This window comes from Massilia sp. 9I (assembly GCF_902506415.1).
In the GTDB taxonomy this organism is placed as follows: domain Bacteria; phylum Pseudomonadota; class Gammaproteobacteria; order Burkholderiales; family Burkholderiaceae_D; genus Telluria.
On the sequence record NZ_LR733275.1, the window covers coordinates 3,825,059 to 3,840,753 of the forward strand.

Sequence of the window (15,695 nt, forward strand, 5' to 3'; positions counted from 1 at the left end):
GCTTTTTCTTTGGGAAAGCGATTACTGCTTTCCGGCTTCCACCTGGATCGCCAGTTTCACTTCCGGCGAGAACCGCGGCAGGCCGACGTTGATGCCGTAGTCGCCGCGGTTGAACACGCCGGTGACGTCGGCGCCGCACACTTCACGCTTGGTCATCGGGTGCTCGATGCACTTGAACTTGTTGATGTTCAGGGTCAGTGGCTTGGTCACGCCGCGGATGGTCAGTTCGCCATCGGCCGAGGTCGGAACGTCGCCGGTGAACTTGATCGATTTGGCTTTGAAGGTCGCGGTCGGGAACTGGGCGACGTCGAACATGTCGGCCTTCTTCGCGTGCCCGTTCATGCCTTCGTGGCCGAAGTCGACGCTGGTGGTGTCGATGACGATGTCGATGCTGCCGGTCTTCTTCTCGCGGTCCAGGACCACGGTGCCTTCGGTCTTGTTGAACTTGCCGCGCCAGACCGAGATGCCCATGTGGTCGGCCTCGAAGCTCGGGTAGGTGTGGCTCGGGTCGATCTTGTAGGTGTCGGCGGCGAAGGCGATGCCGGCGCCGAGGGTGCTCGAAGCGGCCAGGGCCGCGATCAGGTGCTTGATTTTCATAGGACTTTCCCTTGCTGAGGTGGATTACTGCGCGGTGATATGGAACTTGATGACAACTTCATCGGCGACCATGCTGGTGTCCTTCCACTCGCCTTCGCCGATGTTGAAGGCCAGCCGCTTGATCGGCAGCTGACCTTCGAAAACCTGTTTTCCTGCTTCCGTTTTCTGGGTGAGCGGGAAGCTGACGTCGCTGCTCTTGCCCTTGATGGTCAGCTTGCCCTTCACATTGAGCTTGCCCGCGCCGGCCGGGGCGATGGCGGTGGAGACGAAGCTCGCCTTCGGATACTGGGCGACGTTGAACCACTCCTTCTTGGCCACTTCCTTGTTGTACTCGGCGTCGCCCAGGTCGAGGCTGGCGGTCTGGATCTCGACCGTCGCTTTCGATGCGGCCGGCTTGGCCGCGTCATAGTCGATCTGCGCGCTGAATTGCTTGAACCTGGCGTCGACCGGCACGCCCATCTGCTTGAAGGTGGCCGTGACGCTGCTCTTGGCAGGATCCGTTTTCAGGGGAGCGGCGCCGGCGATGGCGCTGGCGAACAGGGAGGCCAGCAACAGGCCTTTCAGTGGTTTCATCGGGAACTCCTTAACGAGAAGAAAAAGGCAGCATGCGCGCCATCACGCCGTCGCGGTCGACAAGCAGGTGCTTGAACGCGGCCGCCACGTGCAGGCCGACCAGGCCGGCCAGCAGCATGTTGAGCCAGTAGTGGACATCCTTCAGCACGGGCTTCAGAAGCGGGTCCGGCCCCATCAGCACCGGCAGTTCGATCACGCCGAACCAGACGATCGGATAGCCGCTGGCCAGGCTGTAGAAATAGCCCGACAGAGGCACGGCGAACATCAGGATGTACAGCAGCCAGTGCAGGCCGTGGGAGGCGCCGCGCTGCCAGGCCGGCATGGCGTCGGCGTAGGCCGGCGGATGGCGGAACAGGCGCCACAGCAGGCGCAGCGCGGCGAGCAGCAGCACGCCGACGCCGGCCCACTTGTGCCAGTTGAAGTATTTCAGCTTGGTTGGCGTGATGCCGGGGATGTCCGTCATCACCAGCCCGAGCGTGAAGGTGCCGACAATCAGCAGCGCGATCAGCCAGTGCAGGACGATGGCCGGAGTGGTGTAACGGTGCATAAAGATTCTTTTTTGGAAAGTTGTACGTGTTAGAACTAACTATACCAGTCTTTACGGGAGCCTGCTGCTGAGGGCAATTTTTCGCTGGGTACACTAGCACGGATTGCAAAACCTGCCCAGCCACGGCGTCGGGAATGTAAAATCGTCAAAAAAACCGTTTATCAGAGATTACTGGCGAAACCATATGGTGCCAGGGAGCAATATATGATCGCCGACCCTCGTATGCCACATTCGCACTTCCCGCTGAGACGACTCGCCGCCTGCCTGGCTTTTGTTTGCGCACTGCCGGCCCTGGCCGAAAACCGCGACCTCAAACCCGAAAACCTGGCCGACCTGTCGATCGAAGAACTGGCGAATATCCCTGTGATGTCGGTGTCCAAGCGTCCCGAGCGCCTGCAGGATGCGGCCGCCGCCGTCTTTGTCATCACCGCCGACGACATCCGCCGCTCCGGCGCCGCCACCCTGCCGGAAGTGCTGCGCCTGGCGCCGAACCTGCACGTGGCGCGCATCAACGGCTACAGCTATTCCATCAGCGCGCGCGGCCTGAACCAGAGCGGCAACAGTTATTCGAACAAGCTGCTGGTGCTGGTCGACGGCCGCTCGGTCTACACGCCGCTGTTCTCCGGCGTGTTCTGGGACGCCCAGGAAGTGATGCTGGAAGACGTCGAGCGCATCGAAGTGATCAGCGGCCCGGGCGGGGTGCTGTGGGGCCTGAACGCGGTGAATGGCGTCATCAACATCACCACCCGCGCGGCGCACGATACCCAGGGCAGCATGGCCGTCCTGCAGGCCGCCACCGATGGCGCCACCGCCAGTTTCCGGCAGGGCGGCACCACGGCAAACGGCGTCGCCTGGCGCGCCTTCGGCAAGACCACCTGGCGCGAGGACAGCGAACTGGCCAGCGGCGCGCCGGTCAACGATTCCTATCGCCGCACCCTGGTGGGCGCGCGCGCCGACTGGGAGCGCGGCGCCGACCGTGTCAGCCTGATCGGCAATGCCTACCGCGGCCGCTTCGACCAGCCGGCCCCGGGCGAGATCGCCGCACCCGGCGTGCCCGCCACCCTGGGCCGGGTGCGCTCGGACGGCATCAACCTCACCGCGCGCTGGGAACACGCGCTGGACAATGGCGGCAGCCTGTTGGCGCAGGCCTACTTCGATCACACCCTGCGCCGCGCCGAGCCGCTGTTCGGCGAGCGCCTGACCACCACCGACCTGCAGTTCCAGCACACGCTCGCGCCAGTCGGCGCGCACCGCATCGTCTGGGGCGCCAACTACCGCCATAGCCGCGACCGCGTCGACAACAGCCCGACCGTCGCTTTCCTACCGGCGCGCACCACCCAGCAGTGGGCCAGCCTGTTCGCGCAGGACGAGATCGCCCTCATGCAGGACTGGTACCTGACCCTGGGCAGCCGCGTCGAATACAACGAATACACCGGCGCCGAATGGCTGCCGAGCGCACGCCTGTCGTGGCGCCTGTCGCCCCAGCACACGCTGTGGGCAGCGGCCTCGCGCACCGTGCGTGCGCCGTCGCGCCTGGACGTCGACGCCTTCCTGCCGGGCCGTCCGCCCTTCCTGCTGCGCGGCGGGCCGCAGGTACGCGGCGAAGTGGCGCAGGTGTTCGAACTGGGCTACCGCGGCAACCCGGTGGCGCCGCTGTCCTATTCCGTGACCCTGTTCCACCACGATTACGACTACCTGCGTACGACGGAAACCAACCCGGCCGGCTTCATCACCTTCGACAGCCTGATGGAAGGGCGCGCGAGCGGGATCGAGGCCTGGGGCAGCTGGCAGGCGGCGCAGCGCTGGCGCCTGTCGGCCGGCTGGACCGCGATGCACCAGAAGCTGGACCTGAAGCCCGGCAGCACCGACACCGGCGCGATCCGGGTGGCCAAGCGCGACCCGGCGCATACCTTCCAGCTGCGCTCGGTCTACGGCATCGACGACCGGCGCGACGTCGAGCTCACGCTGCGCAAGGTGGCGGGCAAGTCCTTCCCGGACGTGCGCTCGTACACGGCGCTGGACGCGCGCTTCGGCTGGCGCATCCGGCCGGGGCTGGAGCTGTCGCTGACCGGCGAGAACCTCACCGGCGGCCATGGGGAATACGGGACGATCCTGTACCGCGCCGAGATCGAACGGCGCCTGGGCGCGAAGCTGATCTGGGAGTATTAAAGAAAAGGGGCAGCCCAGCTGCCCCTTTCACTACTTAGATGGCTTTCGCCAGTTCCGCGGCCAGACCGGTGTAGTTCGCCGGCGTCATTTGCAGCAGCAGGTCCCTGGCTTCCTGCGGAATCGCCAGCTTGCCGATGAACTCCTGCAGCGCTTCGCGGGTGATGCCCTTGCCGCGGGTGAGTTCCTTGAGCTGCTCGTAGGGATTCTCGATGCCGTAGCGGCGCATCACGGTCTGCACCGGCTCGGCCAGCACTTCCCAGCTCGCGTCCAGGTCCGCTTCCAAACGCGCCGCGTTCACTTCCAGCTTGTTCAGGCCGCGCAGGCAGCTGTCGTAGGCCAGCAGCGCGTAGCCAAAGCCGACGCCGATGTTGCGCAGCACGGTCGAATCGGTGAGGTCGCGCTGCATGCGCGAGACCGGCAGCTTCTCGGCCATGTGGCGCAGCACCGCGTTGGCCAGCCCCAGGTTGCCCTCCGAGTTCTCGAAGTCGATCGGGTTGACCTTGTGCGGCATGGTCGACGAGCCGATCTCGCCGGCCTTGAGCTTCTGCTTGAAGTAGCCGAGCGAGACGTAAGTCCAGATGTCGCGGTTCAGGTCGAGCAGGATGGTGTTGGTGCGCGCGATGGCGTCGAACATCTCGGCCATGTAGTCGTGCGGTTCGATCTGGATGGTGTAGGGATTGAAGACCAGGCCGAGGCGCTGTTCGATCACCTCTTTGGAAAACGCCGGCCAGTCGAATCCCGGGTAGGCCGACAGGTGCGCATTGTAGTTACCCACTGCGCCGTTCATCTTGCCGAGGATCTCGACGTCGGCGATGCGCTTGACGGCGCGCTGCAGACGCGCGACCACGTTGGCGAATTCCTTGCCGAGGGTGGTCGGGCTGGCGGTCTGGCCGTGGGTGCGCGACAGCATCGGCAGATCGGCATTGACGTGGGCGATGTCGGTCAGCTTTGCAATGATGCCTTGCAGGGCCGGCAGCAGTACGCCGTCACGGGCCGCTTTCAGCATCATGCCGTGCGAGGTGTTGTTGATGTCTTCCGAGGTGCAGCCGAAGTGGATGAACTCGCTCGCCGCCACCAGTTCCGGCACGTCCTTCACCTGCTCCTTGAGCCAGTACTCCACCGCCTTGACGTCGTGGTTGGTGACCGCCTCGATCTCCTTGATGCGCGCTGCTTCCGGCTCGCCGAAGTTCGCCGCCATGCGTTCGAGGTGAGCATTCGCTTCGCTCGAGAACGGCTTGATCTCCGGGAAGCCGGCCTGCGACAGCGCCTGCAGCCAGGCGATTTCGACCTTCACGCGGTGGTGCATGAAGCCCGCTTCGGACAGGATCGGGCGCAGCTTGTCGGTTTTCGACGCGTAGCGGCCATCCAGCGGGGACAGGGCCGACAGGGTAGGGGAGGGGACGGTAGAGGTCATGGCGGGCGGTCCGTGCAAAAACGCGGATTTTACCACCGGGTGCGGCGCGAGGCCTTGCGCGCGCGGTCTTGCCGGGACCGGTCCGGCGCAGACAAGCGGCAAAATGGCGATGTTATACTGGCACCCAATCTTCTTATTCGGGCATGTATGAAACTCATCGGTTCAGTCACCAGTCCCTTTGTGCGTAAAGTCCGCGTCGTGATGGCGGACAAGAAGCTGGATTTCAGTTTCGAACAGGAGAACGTCTGGGTGCCGGAGACCATGATCCAGCAGGTCAACCCGCTGGGCAAGATCCCCTGCCTCGTGATGGAAGACGGCAGCACGCTGTACGACTCGCGCGTGATCGCCGAATACCTCGACACCATCTCCCCGGTGTGCAAGCTGCTGCCGCCGAACGGCCGTGACCGCGCCGAAGTCAAGGTGTGGGAAGCGCTGGCCGACGGCGTGCTGGACGCCGCCATCCTGGTCTTCATCGAGCGCCGCGACCGCGCGCCCGAGCTGCAGAGCGCCCAGTGGATCGAGCGCCAGCTGGGCAAGGTGCATGCCGGCCTGCGCGAGATGTCGACACGCCTCGGCGAATCGGCCTACTGCATGGGCATCCACTACACGCTGGCCGACGTCGCGGCCGGCTGCGCGCTGGGCTGGCTCGCCTTCCGCTTCCCCGAGATCGACTGGCGCGGCGACTATCCGAACCTGGCGCGCCTGGCCGACAAACTCGCCGAACGCCCGTCGTTCCGCGACACCGCGCCCTTCCTCGCGTGAGTACGGCCGCCAACCCCATGGCGACCACGGCCGTCTACGGCGAGGCCCTGGTCGACGACTTCAGCACCGAGCAGGTGGTCGGCGGCGCGCCATTCAACGTGGCGCGCCACCTGGCCGCCTTCATGGCGCCGCAGCTGATGATCACCCGCATCGGCAACGACAAGCCGGGCGCCGCGGTGCGCGCGGAGTTCGAGCGCTTCGCCATGAGCGAAGCCGGGCTGCAGCTCGATGCCATCGAGGAGACCGGGCGCGTGCTGGTCGAGCGCGGCGCGCGCGGCCACCGCTTCACGATCCTGCCGAACCAGGCCTACGACTTCATCGAGCGCGAGGCGGCCCAGGCGGCGATGGAAGCGGCGGATCCGGGCATCTTCTATTTCGGCACCCTGGCCCAGCGCAACGAGCGTTCGCGTTCCACCCTGAACGCGCTGGTGGAGACCACGGGGGCGCTGCGCTACCTCGACCTGAACCTGCGCGACGGCCAGGTGGATGAACGCGTCGTCACCCGTTCGCTGCAGGCGGCCAATATCGCCAAGGTCAACGAGGAAGAACTGCAGGCGATGTTCGGCTGGTACTTCCAGATCAAGCCGGAAGATCCGGCGCTGGCGGCCGAAGAGGTGCACGCCTCCTGCCAGGCGCTGCTGCAGATGTTCTCGCTCGACGCCCTGATCGTCACGCTGGGCCACCGCGGCTCGGTGTACTTCGGCGCGGACGGCCAGGTCCTGATTACCCGCGATACCCCGGCGCCGCCCTTCGTCATCGATACGGTGGGGGCGGGGGATGCCTTCTCGGCGATTTTCCTGCTGGGGAAGATGCGGGGCTGGCCGCTGGACGTCAGCCTGGCGCGCGCCAACGAGTTCGCGGGGGCGATCTGCGCGATACCGGGGGCGGTGCCGCGGGATCTGGGGTTTTACGATCAGTGGATGAAGAAGTGGCGGTAATTTGAAGCACTAGGTCTCCGCACACAAAATTGGGTTCCGGCCTTCGCCGGAACGACGGTTCAACTTGTGTTGGCCAAATTTGCTTAGCTAGCCTTCAAACCGTCATCCCGGCGCAGGCCGGGATCCAAGTTTACGCAGAACTGCCTTACTCGCTGATCTGGCTCTGCAGATAGTTCTGAATCCCCACCTTCACGATCAGATCCAACTGCGTTTCCAGCCATTCGATATGCTCCTCGGTATCCTCGAGGATCATCAGGAACAAATCGCGCGTCACGTAATCCGCCGCCGCTTCCGCTGCCGCGATGCCTTCCTTGACCGTCACCTGGGCCCCGCGCTCCAGCTTGAGGTCGCATTCCAGCATCTCTTGCGTCGATTCACCGATGAGCAGCTTGTGCAGCGCCTGCAGGTTCGGCAGGCCATCCAGCATCAGGATGCGGTCGATCAGCTTGTCGGCGTGCTTCATCTCGCCGATCGATTCGTCGTACTCCTTCTTGGCCAGCTTGCCGAAGCCCCAGTGACGGTACATGCGTGCATGCAGGAAGTACTGGTTGATCGCGGTGAGTTCGTTGGTCAGCTGTGCGTTGAGCAGACGAAGAACGTTCTGGTCGCCTTTCATGTGGGATGCCCTTGATGTTTTTGAATGGGCTCCATGATAGCAAACAAGCCATCCGGATTCGGGCCAAAATCGCTTAAAAAGACGAAAAAAGCCCTCGAAATCGTGCAAAAAAGCGAGAAAAGCGCGGGAATGAAAAGCGTTCTCAGTCCACTCTGAAAACGCTTCTCAGTCCCCGCCGAACGGGCGAAAAAAAGCCCCGCATCGCGGGGCCAGGAGAGAGATCTGGTACAGCTCAGGCCGCTTGCGGGATGCGGCGCACTTCGGTGATGGTGGTCTTGCTCTCGACGTGTTCGTGCAGGACTTCGCGTGCATAGCTGACGCACTTGCCGCACATGGTGCCGACGCCGAGTTCCTTGCGCAGTTCGGCCACCGAGGTGATGCCGAGGTCGACCGCCTGGCGGATTTCACGGTCGGAGATGTTATTGCAGACACAAACGATCATCGCTTCGGGTTCCTTGATAACTTGGCATTTAAATGAGAATCAATCTCATTCGTGTTCTATTCTCCATAAACTCGGCCCCGTTTGCAACAGGAATTTTGTGTTCGCGTGATCTTTCTTTGTGGTGTGATCAAAGCGCAAATAGAAATAATTCGCATTTAGGTTTATGATGCTAAGTATCTGTCTCATCAGCGCTACACATACCGGACGCGACCATGACTTTAGCTCCTTCCCTCACCACGCTCGACGCCCTGCAGCCCGGCCAGAGCGGCACCGTGATCCACCTGGCGCCGCCTGCGCAGCAGGGTGGCTTCGACGTCCAGCGTCGCCTGATGGAACTCGGTTTCGTGCCGGGCGAGCGTATCCGCGTGCTCAAGCGCGTGCTGGGCGGCCCGCTGGCCGTCAAGGTCGGCGAGTCGACCTTCGCGCTGCGCCGCTTCGAAGCGGCCCTCGTGTCGATCAAGCCGGAATAAGCGAATGGGTGTCATGGAACAACAGGTGGCGTCGCGCACGCCCCTGGTCGCACTGCTCGGCAATCCCAACTGCGGCAAGACCGCACTCTTCAATCGCCTGACCGGTTCGCGCCAGAAGGTCGCAAACTACGCCGGCGTGACCATCGAACGCAAGGAAGGCAGTTTTACCTCGCCCGGTGGCCGCGCATTTCGCGTGCTCGACCTGCCCGGCGCCTACAGCCTGAGTGCCCAGACGCCGGACGAAGCCATCACGCGCGACGTGGTGGCCGGCCTGCGCGCGGGCGAATCCGCGCCCGACGCGGTCCTGTGCGTGGTCAACGCGACCAATTTGCGCCTCAACCTGCGCATGGTGCTCGAACTCAAGCGCCTCGGCCTGCCGATGGTGCTGGTGCTGAACATGGTCGACGTCGCGAAGAAGCGCGGCATCGCCATCGATACCGCCGTCCTGGCGCGCGAACTGGGCATGCCGGTGGTCGAAACCGTCGCTATCCAGACCGGCGGCGAGGAGGCCCTGCTGGCCGAGCTCGACCGCATGAGCTTCGGCGCGCCCGTGCAACCGAATCCGCTGTCGGCGATCGACGCGGTGCCGGTCGAGGACACCCAGCGCGACGTGCGCCGCATCCTCGAGCTTGCCGTCTCTGCCGGCGCCGACCGCGGCAACCTGACCGAGAAGATCGACAACCTCGTGCTGCACCCGGTGCTGGGCCCGGTCATTCTGGCGGCCCTGATGTTCCTGATCTTCCAGGCCGTGTTCAGCTGGGCCGGCATGCCGATGGACCTGATCGAGGCCGGCGTCGGCGCCCTTGGCGAACGGGTCGGCCTGCTGCTGGGCGAAGGCGTGCTGCACAGCCTGATCGTGGACGGCATCATCGCCGGCGTCGGCAGCGTGCTGGTGTTCCTGCCGCAGATCCTGATCCTGTTCTTCTTCATCCTGCTGCTGGAGGACGTGGGCTACCTGCCGCGCGCCGCCTTCCTGCTGGACCGCATCATGGGCAGCGTCGGCCTGTCGGGCCGCGCCTTCCTGCCGCTCCTGTCTTCGTTCGCCTGCGCGATTCCCGGCATCATGGCCGCGCGCACCATCCAGAACCCGCGCGACCGCCTGGTGACCATCATGATCGCGCCCCTCATGACCTGCTCGGCGCGCCTGCCCGTGTACGCCTTGCTGATCGCCGCCTTCATCCCGGACCGGGAAGTGGGCGGCCTGATGAACCTGCAGGGCCTGGTGCTGTTCGTGCTGTACATGGCCGGCATCCTGAGCGCGATGGCGGTGGCCTGGTTCATGAAGCGCCGCAGCGACTACAAGCAGCATGCCTTGATGATGGAGCTGCCGGCCTACCACTGGCCGCAGCCGCGCGCCCTGGCGACCGGCCTGTGGGAGCGCGCCAAGATCTTCCTGAAACGGGTCGGCACCCTGATCCTGGCCATGATGGTCATGCTGTGGGTGCTGTCGAGCTTCCCGGGCGCACCGGAAGGCGCGACCCATCCGCCGGTCTACTACAGCGTGGCCGGCATGATCGGCCGCGCCCTGGAAGTCATCCTGGCCCCGATCGGCTTCGGCTGGGAGATCGCGATCGCCCTGGTGCCGGGCATGGCCGCGCGCGAAGTCGCGGTCGGCGCCCTCGGCCAGGTGTATGCGCTGTCGGGCGGCGATGAAGTCGGCAATACCCTGGCGCCGCTGATCGCCCAGTCCTGGTCGCTGGCCACCGGCCTGTCGCTCCTTACCTGGTACGTCTACGCGCCGCACTGCCTGCCGACCTTGGCCACGGTGGCGCGCGAAACCGGCAGCCGCCGCTACGCCTGGATCATGGCGGGCTACATGTTCAGCCTGGCCTACGTGGCCGCCTTCATCGTCTACCGCACGGCCTTGTACTTCACGGGAGCTTGACGCGCATGTGGCAGGAACTGGTGACAGGAATCATCGTCGCGCTGGCCGCGTTGTATATCGGCGCCAAGTACCTGCCGGAGAGCTGGCGCCGCGCCATCGTGCATCGCCTGTCGAAAGACGACGGTCAGTCGGCGCCCGCGGCCTGGCTCGTGAAGTGGCTGGACACCTCGGCCAGCTGCGGCAGCGGCAGCACTGGCGGCAGCGGCTGCAGCAGCTGCAATACCTGCGGGCCGGCCGAGCCCGCGCCGCCGCCCGGCAAGGGCAACGGCAAGGTCATCAAGATCCACCAGCGCCGCTAGCCGCAGCTAGTCACCGGCGACTACGTGCCAGGCGCCGCCGACGCCGTCACCGGTCTTTTCTCCCGCTTTCTTGTCCTTGACGAAGGTGTACAGGGGTTTGCCCTTGTGCGCCAGCTGCTTGCCGCCATCCTCGCGCGTGACGACGGAGTAGGGCGCGGCCGGCGTACCCTCCGCCATCACCGGAGGCCAGTTCTTGGCGCAGGTGGCGACGCAGCTGCTCTTGCCGCTGTTCGGTGTGTCCTTGTCATAGGTGTAGACCGTCATGCCGGCGCTGTCGACGAGCATGCCGTTCACCGTCCTCAATGGGGCGCTGTCGGCGGCGAACAGGGTGGTGGAGAACAGCAGGGTGGTAACAGCGGTACAGACGCGAAGCACTTTCATCATAGCCTCCTGGTCAAGCACTGCATGGGTGGACTTCCATTCTAGTCCTTCGGCGCCGCCATTGTCTCTACCGCCGCGATCAGGCGCCTGGCATCGTAGGGTGCATGCACCTTGATGTCGTTGTCGAAGTAGCAGTAGACGTCGCGCGCCTTCTTCCTGGGCGGCGCCACGTTTGAAACCAGGCGCGCGCCTTGCGGCTGTCTGCCCTGGCGCCAGGCGTGGATGCGCGCGGCCCAGGCGGCGATCGCCTCATCCCCATAGCCGCTCGCATACAGCTCCTTGTCGCCGTGCAGGCGGATGTAGACGAAGTCCGCCGTCACGTCTTCGCACAGCGGCCAGCGGCCGGCGGTGTCGGCCACCACCAGCGCCACCTTATAGCGCCGCAGCATGGCGATGAAGGCAGGATCCATGAAGCTCTCGTGGCGGATCTCGACCGCGTGGCGCAGCGGCCGATTGGGCCCCGCATCGAGCGAGACCCGGCCCTCCATGCGCGGCTGGTACTGGCGCGCGAGCTCCAGGGCGCTGTCGGTATCCTGGGGCAGCAGCGACAGGAAGTGCTCGAAGCGCTGCGGGTCGAATTTCATCACCGGCGGGAACTGCCACAGGAAAGGCCCGAGCTTGTCGCGCAGCTCGAACACACCGGAGGCCAGCACGTTGGCCAGCGGGCCTTCGATGTCCTTCAGCTTGAGCATGTGGGTGAGGAAGCGGTTGCCCTTGACCGCGAACACGAAGCCGGGCGGCGTCGCCGCGTGCCAGGCGGCGTAGGATTCGGGCCGCTGCAGCGAATAGAAAGAGCCGTTGATCTCGATGCTCGGCAACTGGCCTGCCGCGTATTCGAGCTCGCGGTGCTGGGCCAGGCCCTTGGGATAGAACACGCCGCGCCAGGGCACGTAGCGCCAGCCGGAGATGCCGATGTAGACCGATCCATTCATGGGACCAAGGATAGCGGCCGGGTCCGTTGGCAGGCGCACAACATGCTAAGCTGGCGTCCTGTCGAACTCTACTGATACGCCCATGATCGTCGTCCACCACCTGAACAATTCGCGCTCGCAGCGCATCCTGTGGCTGCTCGAGGAGCTCGGGCTCGACTACGAGATCAAGAAGTACCAGCGCGATCCCAAGACCATGCTGGCGCCGCCCGAACTCAAGGCCGTGCACCCGCTCGGCAAGTCGCCGGTGATCAGCGATGACGGCCTGGTCGTGGCCGAATCCGGCGCCATCGTCGAATACCTCACCGGCCGCTATGGAAATGGGCGCCTGGTGCCTGCTGTCGGCACCCCGGAGCGCCTGCGCTACACCTATTTCCTGCACTTCGCCGAGGGCTCGGCCATGTCGCCGCTGTTGATGAAGCTGGTGTTCGACAAGGTCGAGAACGGCCCCATGCCCTTCTTCGCCAAGCCGATCGCGCGCGCGATCGCACGCAAGGTGAAGGACAGTTTCGTGCTGCCGAATATCCGTAGCCAGCTCGACTTCCTGGAAGCCGAGCTGGGCAAGTCGACCTGGTTCGCTGGCGAGGAGTTCAGCGCCGCCGACATCCAGATGAGCTTTGCATTGGAGGCGGCCGCCTCGCGCGGGGGACTGGGCAGCCAGTACCCGAAGCTGAGCGCCTTCCTGCAAAGGATCCATGCGCGTCCGGCCTATGCACGCGCGCTCGAACGGGGCGGCAAGTACGACTACGCCTGAACCGGGTCGCGGCGTTTTCGCCACAAGTTTTACAAAATAGCACTATCTGTTAGCTATTTGGTAATGCACGCAGGCATAATGACGGCTTCATCCAACCCGGAGCCGCCATGTTTGTCCTGCCGTCATCCCGTCACCCCCTGCTGGCGCTTGCCGTCGCCTGCGCCCTTGCGGGTTGCGGCGGCGTGGAGCAGGAAGCCGCGTCCCCGGCGCGCACCCTGACGCCGGTGCCGGTCTCGCAGGTGGACCACGAGCGGATCGCGCAGCAACTCTATCTGGCTTACCTGGGCCGCGCCGCGGAACCTGCCGGCCTGGCTTACTTCGCGGACGTCAGCCGTCAGGCCGCGCTGCCGATGGACATGGGCGCCGCTTACTTCCGCTACGGCGTCGAGAACGGCGTGCGCCAGGTGCTCGACAGCCTGGCCGAGAGCCCGGAAGCGGTCGCGCTGTATTCGGGCAGCGACGCCGCGGCGGTGACGGCGATGTACCGCAACCTGTTCAACCGCGATCCCGATCCGGGCGGCCTGGCCTACTGGTCCGGCGCGCTGTCCAGCGGCGCGCTCCGGCGCGGGCAGATACCGGTGGCCCTGCTGGCCGGCGCGGCCCTGGCCGACCTGCAGGCCTTCGACCGCAAGACCGACCTGGCGGTCGCCTTCACCGCCGCCCTCGACACCCCGGAACGGATGGCGGCCTACCAGCGCGACAGCGGGGTCGCCGCGCTGCGCCAGGTGCTGGCCAAGGTCAGCGCCGCTACCACCGACGCCGAGCTGCGCGCGCTGGTCGACGAGGCCCTGGCGGCGATCACGCGGGGCTAAGCCTTCGCGCTTTGCGCCGTGCGCCGCCCGGTTTATCATGGCGGCGCCGCCACCATCCCGTACACCGCACCACCATGAGCAAACAGGGAAAGCTGCTCGCGATCGATGGCCTGAACATCGTGCGCCGCGTCTACGAAGCCAGCCCCGAACCGGACTCCGACCTGAAGGCCAGCATCGCCCTGCGCCACGCTTTTTCGTCCTTCCGCAACGTGCTGGAAACGCATGCGCCGACCCACGTGCTGGCGGCCTTCGACTACGGCGGCCCGAATTGGCGCCACGCGCTGTATCCGCGCTACCGCGAGGGCCGCGCCGCGATGCCGGCGCCGCTGCGCGAGGCGCTGCCGGAGTTTCACGAGCGCCTGCGCCAGGCCGGCCTGCAGGTGCTGGCCATACCCGAGGTCGAGGCCGACGACGTGATCGCCACCGGCGTCATGCGCTGGCTGAACGAGGCGCGGGGCGAGGCCATCGTCGCGACCACCGACAAGGACCTGCATGTGCTGGTCGCCCATGGCGCGCTGGTGTGGGACCATTTCAAGAACGAGTGGCACGACGACGCCTGGGTGCGCCAGCGCTTCGGCGTGGCGCCGGAACTGCTGCACGACCTGCTGGCGCTGATGGGCGACCCGACCGACGGCGTGCCGGGCGTCTCGAAAATCGGCATGAAGACCGCGGCGCGCCTGCTCAACGCCTACGGCAGCCTGGACGCCGTGGTGGCCGGCGCCGGCATCCTCAAGACGCCGCTGGGCGAGAGGCTGCGCGCGGAGCGTGAGATACTCGAGATCTCGCGCTGCCTGGTGGCGCTCAAGCTCGACATGCGCCTCGGCGTCACCTGGAACATGCTGGCCTATGAATCACATTGAAGGAAAGAGCCGATGCTGAAGGCATTGATCGTGGACGGCAGCGCCATTTCGCGCGGCCTGCTCAATACCGTGCTGCTGGACGGCGGCTACGACGTCGTCGCGCAAACCCATACCGGCCATGCGGCGCTGGTGCAGGCGATGAAGCACCGCCCGCAGATCGTCTGCATCGCGCGCGAACAGGTCGAGGACGGCAGCCGGGTGGTGGAGGAACTGCGCGCCCAGCTGCCGAAGGCGATGGTCTTCATGGTCTCCGGCACGCTGGACGCGGGCGCGATTCAGGACGCCATCGGGCGCGGCGTGCACGGCTTCATCGTCAAGCCCTTCAAGGCCGACGCCGTGCTGAAGACCATCCGCAATACCGTGATCGCGGTGGTGCGCAAACAGCAGGCGGCCTCCGGCAACGCAGACTGATTTTCCGCGCAGCGCAGGCAAACTTTCAGCCGCGCCGCTTCACTTCGTCCGACGCGATCTCCGCCAGTTCCTGCAGCGCGCGGGTTTCGCGCGCGCGCAGGCGGCGCGGTTCGCGGTCCAGCACGCACAGGGTGCCGAAGCGGCGTCCCTGCGCATCTTCCAGCGGCACCCCGGCATAGAAGCGGATGTGCGGTTCCCGCGTCACCAGCGGGTTGGCGGCGAAGCGCGCGTCGCTTGCCGCATCGCCCACCACGAACAGCGCGCCGGTGGCCAGCGCCCCGTTACAGAAGGCCCAGTCGCGCGGCGTCTCCTGCAGTGCGATCCCGACGCGCGCCTTGAACCACTGGCGCTGCCCGGCCAACACCGTGATCAGGGCGATCGGGCACTCGGTCGCGTGGGCGGCCAGCCGCACCAGGCGCTCGAAGACTTCCTCGCGCGGCGTGTCGAGCAGGGCATGGCTCGATGGCGGCTCGAAGGACGGCGCCGCTTCCACGGCGGGCGCGGGCGCGGCGCTGACCGGCGGCGCGGGCGGCGCGGCCTGTTGCTGCGCCTGCAGCTGGCGCACCGCGCTCAGGCGCACGCGGCGATGCCCGCCCGGCGTCTTCCAGGCCGGCAGGGCGCCGCTTTCCATCCATATCTGCGCGGTGCTGACGGCAATGCCCAGCAGCTCGGCAGCTTCGCGCGTCGTCAGGACGGGATCTTCCTTGATCATGTTCTTGCTTACGTGTCGTTCGATGGGCACATTCTATCCGAAACTCGACAATATTTGACGGAAATGCGTATTTATATGTCAAAAAATTGACAACAAGCATCACTATTCCCAAAAATCGGTCTAT

The 15,695-nt window shown here is 65.4% G+C and carries 19 protein-coding genes; 10 read left to right on the forward strand and 9 right to left on the reverse strand.

Going from position 1 to position 15,695, the window contains the following annotated elements; all coding sequences use genetic code 11:
• Window positions 1-21 precede the first annotated feature (21 nt).
• From GV068_RS17105 to GV068_RS17115, 3 genes are read right to left on the reverse strand one after another with little or no spacing between them, the layout of a single operon-like run.
• Entirely contained in the window at window positions 22-597 is a 576-nt protein-coding gene (locus GV068_RS17105; RefSeq protein ID WP_159700395.1) for a YceI family protein, read from the reverse strand.
• A 24-nt stretch (window positions 598-621) separates the two neighbouring features.
• Window positions 622-1,170 carry a YceI family protein gene (locus GV068_RS17110; RefSeq protein ID WP_159700398.1) on the reverse strand — a complete coding sequence of 183 codons (549 nt, stop codon included), beginning with the start codon at window positions 1,168-1,170 and terminating at the stop codon, window positions 622-624.
• Between the two features lie 10 nt (window positions 1,171-1,180).
• The gene (locus GV068_RS17115; protein ID WP_159700401.1) at window positions 1,181-1,717 is read right to left on the reverse strand and encodes a cytochrome b; all 537 of its coding nucleotides are present in this window, start codon (window positions 1,715-1,717) and stop codon (window positions 1,181-1,183) included.
• 222 nt (window positions 1,718-1,939) lie between these two features.
• Here GV068_RS17115 and GV068_RS17120 point away from each other — a divergent pair, with 222 nt between their 5' ends.
• Window positions 1,940-3,886, forward strand: coding sequence for a TonB-dependent siderophore receptor (locus tag GV068_RS17120; RefSeq protein ID WP_159700404.1), 1,947 nt, complete (start codon window positions 1,940-1,942; stop codon window positions 3,884-3,886).
• Between the two features lie 34 nt (window positions 3,887-3,920).
• Here the strand turns inward: GV068_RS17120 and purB are convergent, their stop codons facing one another.
• Window positions 3,921-5,300, reverse strand: a complete 1,380-nt coding sequence (purB, locus tag GV068_RS17125) for an adenylosuccinate lyase (RefSeq protein WP_159700407.1) — start codon at window positions 5,298-5,300, stop codon at window positions 3,921-3,923.
• A 147-nt stretch (window positions 5,301-5,447) separates the two neighbouring features.
• On the opposite strand from purB, the gene GV068_RS17130 reads away from it, so the two are divergent.
• On the forward strand, window positions 5,448-6,062 hold the full coding sequence (locus GV068_RS17130) for a glutathione S-transferase C-terminal domain-containing protein (protein WP_159700410.1): 615 nt from the start codon (window positions 5,448-5,450) through the stop codon (window positions 6,060-6,062).
• Between the two features lie 17 nt (window positions 6,063-6,079).
• Window positions 6,080-7,000: a PfkB family carbohydrate kinase gene (locus GV068_RS17135; RefSeq protein ID WP_159700413.1), complete on the forward strand. Its 921-nt coding sequence runs from the start codon at window positions 6,080-6,082 to the stop codon at window positions 6,998-7,000.
• 145 nt (window positions 7,001-7,145) lie between these two features.
• Here GV068_RS17135 and bfr read toward each other — a convergent pair whose 3' ends face one another.
• Entirely contained in the window at window positions 7,146-7,616 is a 471-nt protein-coding gene (gene bfr, locus GV068_RS17140; RefSeq protein ID WP_159700416.1) for a bacterioferritin, read from the reverse strand.
• Window positions 7,617-7,848: 232 nt separating this feature from the next.
• Window positions 7,849-8,058: a (2Fe-2S)-binding protein gene (locus GV068_RS17145; RefSeq protein ID WP_159700418.1), complete on the reverse strand. Its 210-nt coding sequence runs from the start codon at window positions 8,056-8,058 to the stop codon at window positions 7,849-7,851.
• A gap of 212 nt (window positions 8,059-8,270) precedes the next feature.
• Between GV068_RS17145 and GV068_RS17150 the strand changes: the two genes are divergently transcribed.
• Genes GV068_RS17150 through GV068_RS17160 form a run of 3 tightly spaced genes read left to right on the forward strand, consistent with a single transcriptional unit; the run spans window position 8,271 to window position 10,712 of the window.
• Complete coding sequence (locus GV068_RS17150; RefSeq protein WP_159700420.1) at window positions 8,271-8,528, forward strand: FeoA family protein; 258 nt, start codon at window positions 8,271-8,273, stop codon at window positions 8,526-8,528.
• A gap of 4 nt (window positions 8,529-8,532) precedes the next feature.
• A complete protein-coding gene (locus GV068_RS17155; protein WP_159700422.1) occupies window positions 8,533-10,413 on the forward strand; it encodes a ferrous iron transporter B in 1,881 nt (626 codons plus the stop codon).
• A 5-nt stretch (window positions 10,414-10,418) separates the two neighbouring features.
• Window positions 10,419-10,712 (forward strand): DUF6587 family protein, encoded by a 294-nt coding sequence (locus tag GV068_RS17160; RefSeq protein WP_159700424.1) that lies wholly within the window; start codon window positions 10,419-10,421, stop codon window positions 10,710-10,712.
• A gap of 6 nt (window positions 10,713-10,718) precedes the next feature.
• On the opposite strand, the gene GV068_RS17165 is transcribed toward GV068_RS17160, so the two are convergent.
• Both GV068_RS17165 and GV068_RS17170 read right to left on the reverse strand, forming a co-directional pair.
• Entirely contained in the window at window positions 10,719-11,093 is a 375-nt protein-coding gene (locus tag GV068_RS17165; RefSeq protein WP_159700426.1) for a hypothetical protein, read from the reverse strand.
• A gap of 41 nt (window positions 11,094-11,134) precedes the next feature.
• Window positions 11,135-12,025 (reverse strand): DUF72 domain-containing protein, encoded by an 891-nt coding sequence (locus GV068_RS17170; protein WP_159700428.1) that lies wholly within the window; start codon window positions 12,023-12,025, stop codon window positions 11,135-11,137.
• An 82-nt stretch (window positions 12,026-12,107) separates the two neighbouring features.
• Between GV068_RS17170 and GV068_RS17175 the strand changes: the two genes are divergently transcribed.
• The 4 genes from GV068_RS17175 to GV068_RS17190 all read left to right on the forward strand — a co-directional run bounded on the left by GV068_RS17175 (window position 12,108) and on the right by GV068_RS17190 (window position 14,859).
• Entirely contained in the window at window positions 12,108-12,776 is a 669-nt protein-coding gene (locus GV068_RS17175) for a glutathione S-transferase family protein (RefSeq protein ID WP_159700430.1), read from the forward strand.
• Between the two features lie 107 nt (window positions 12,777-12,883).
• The gene (locus tag GV068_RS17180; RefSeq protein ID WP_159700432.1) at window positions 12,884-13,588 is read left to right on the forward strand and encodes a DUF4214 domain-containing protein; all 705 of its coding nucleotides are present in this window, start codon (window positions 12,884-12,886) and stop codon (window positions 13,586-13,588) included.
• A 74-nt stretch (window positions 13,589-13,662) separates the two neighbouring features.
• Window positions 13,663-14,448, forward strand: coding sequence for a 5'-3' exonuclease H3TH domain-containing protein (locus tag GV068_RS17185; protein WP_159700434.1), 786 nt, complete (start codon window positions 13,663-13,665; stop codon window positions 14,446-14,448).
• 12 nt (window positions 14,449-14,460) lie between these two features.
• A complete protein-coding gene (locus GV068_RS17190) occupies window positions 14,461-14,859 on the forward strand; it encodes an ANTAR domain-containing response regulator (protein WP_159700436.1) in 399 nt (132 codons plus the stop codon).
• A 25-nt stretch (window positions 14,860-14,884) separates the two neighbouring features.
• Here GV068_RS17190 and GV068_RS17195 read toward each other — a convergent pair whose 3' ends face one another.
• Window positions 14,885-15,601, reverse strand: coding sequence for a GAF domain-containing protein (locus GV068_RS17195; protein ID WP_229464280.1), 717 nt, complete (start codon window positions 15,599-15,601; stop codon window positions 14,885-14,887).
• Window positions 15,602-15,695: the final 94 nt, after the last annotated feature.

What these genes read in the sequence shown, in the direction of transcription:
- GV068_RS17180 (WP_159700432.1), top strand. Translation starts at nt 12,884, where the DNA reads ATGTTTGTCCTGCCGTCATCCCGTCACCCCCTGCTGGCGCTTGCCGTC.
- GV068_RS17165 (WP_159700426.1), bottom strand. Translation starts at nt 11,093, where the DNA reads ATGAAAGTGCTTCGCGTCTGTACCGCTGTTACCACCCTGCTGTTCTCC.
- GV068_RS17130 (WP_159700410.1), top strand. Translation starts at nt 5,448, where the DNA reads ATGAAACTCATCGGTTCAGTCACCAGTCCCTTTGTGCGTAAAGTCCGC.
- GV068_RS17170 (WP_159700428.1), bottom strand. Translation starts at nt 12,025, where the DNA reads ATGAATGGATCGGTCTACATCGGCATCTCCGGCTGGCGCTACGTGCCC.
- GV068_RS17150 (WP_159700420.1), top strand. Translation starts at nt 8,271, where the DNA reads ATGACTTTAGCTCCTTCCCTCACCACGCTCGACGCCCTGCAGCCCGGC.
- GV068_RS17110 (WP_159700398.1), bottom strand. Translation starts at nt 1,170, where the DNA reads ATGAAACCACTGAAAGGCCTGTTGCTGGCCTCCCTGTTCGCCAGCGCC.
- GV068_RS17160 (WP_159700424.1), top strand. Translation starts at nt 10,419, where the DNA reads ATGTGGCAGGAACTGGTGACAGGAATCATCGTCGCGCTGGCCGCGTTG.
- purB (WP_159700407.1), bottom strand. Translation starts at nt 5,300, where the DNA reads ATGACCTCTACCGTCCCCTCCCCTACCCTGTCGGCCCTGTCCCCGCTG.
- GV068_RS17120 (WP_159700404.1), top strand. Translation starts at nt 1,940, where the DNA reads ATGCCACATTCGCACTTCCCGCTGAGACGACTCGCCGCCTGCCTGGCT.
- GV068_RS17190 (WP_159700436.1), top strand. Translation starts at nt 14,461, where the DNA reads ATGCTGAAGGCATTGATCGTGGACGGCAGCGCCATTTCGCGCGGCCTG.
- GV068_RS17155 (WP_159700422.1), top strand. Translation starts at nt 8,533, where the DNA reads ATGGGTGTCATGGAACAACAGGTGGCGTCGCGCACGCCCCTGGTCGCA.
- bfr (WP_159700416.1), bottom strand. Translation starts at nt 7,616, where the DNA reads ATGAAAGGCGACCAGAACGTTCTTCGTCTGCTCAACGCACAGCTGACC.
- GV068_RS17105 (WP_159700395.1), bottom strand. Translation starts at nt 597, where the DNA reads ATGAAAATCAAGCACCTGATCGCGGCCCTGGCCGCTTCGAGCACCCTC.
- GV068_RS17145 (WP_159700418.1), bottom strand. Translation starts at nt 8,058, where the DNA reads ATGATCGTTTGTGTCTGCAATAACATCTCCGACCGTGAAATCCGCCAG.
- GV068_RS17175 (WP_159700430.1), top strand. Translation starts at nt 12,108, where the DNA reads ATGATCGTCGTCCACCACCTGAACAATTCGCGCTCGCAGCGCATCCTG.
- GV068_RS17135 (WP_159700413.1), top strand. Translation starts at nt 6,080, where the DNA reads ATGGCGACCACGGCCGTCTACGGCGAGGCCCTGGTCGACGACTTCAGC.
- GV068_RS17185 (WP_159700434.1), top strand. Translation starts at nt 13,663, where the DNA reads ATGAGCAAACAGGGAAAGCTGCTCGCGATCGATGGCCTGAACATCGTG.
- GV068_RS17115 (WP_159700401.1), bottom strand. Translation starts at nt 1,717, where the DNA reads ATGCACCGTTACACCACTCCGGCCATCGTCCTGCACTGGCTGATCGCG.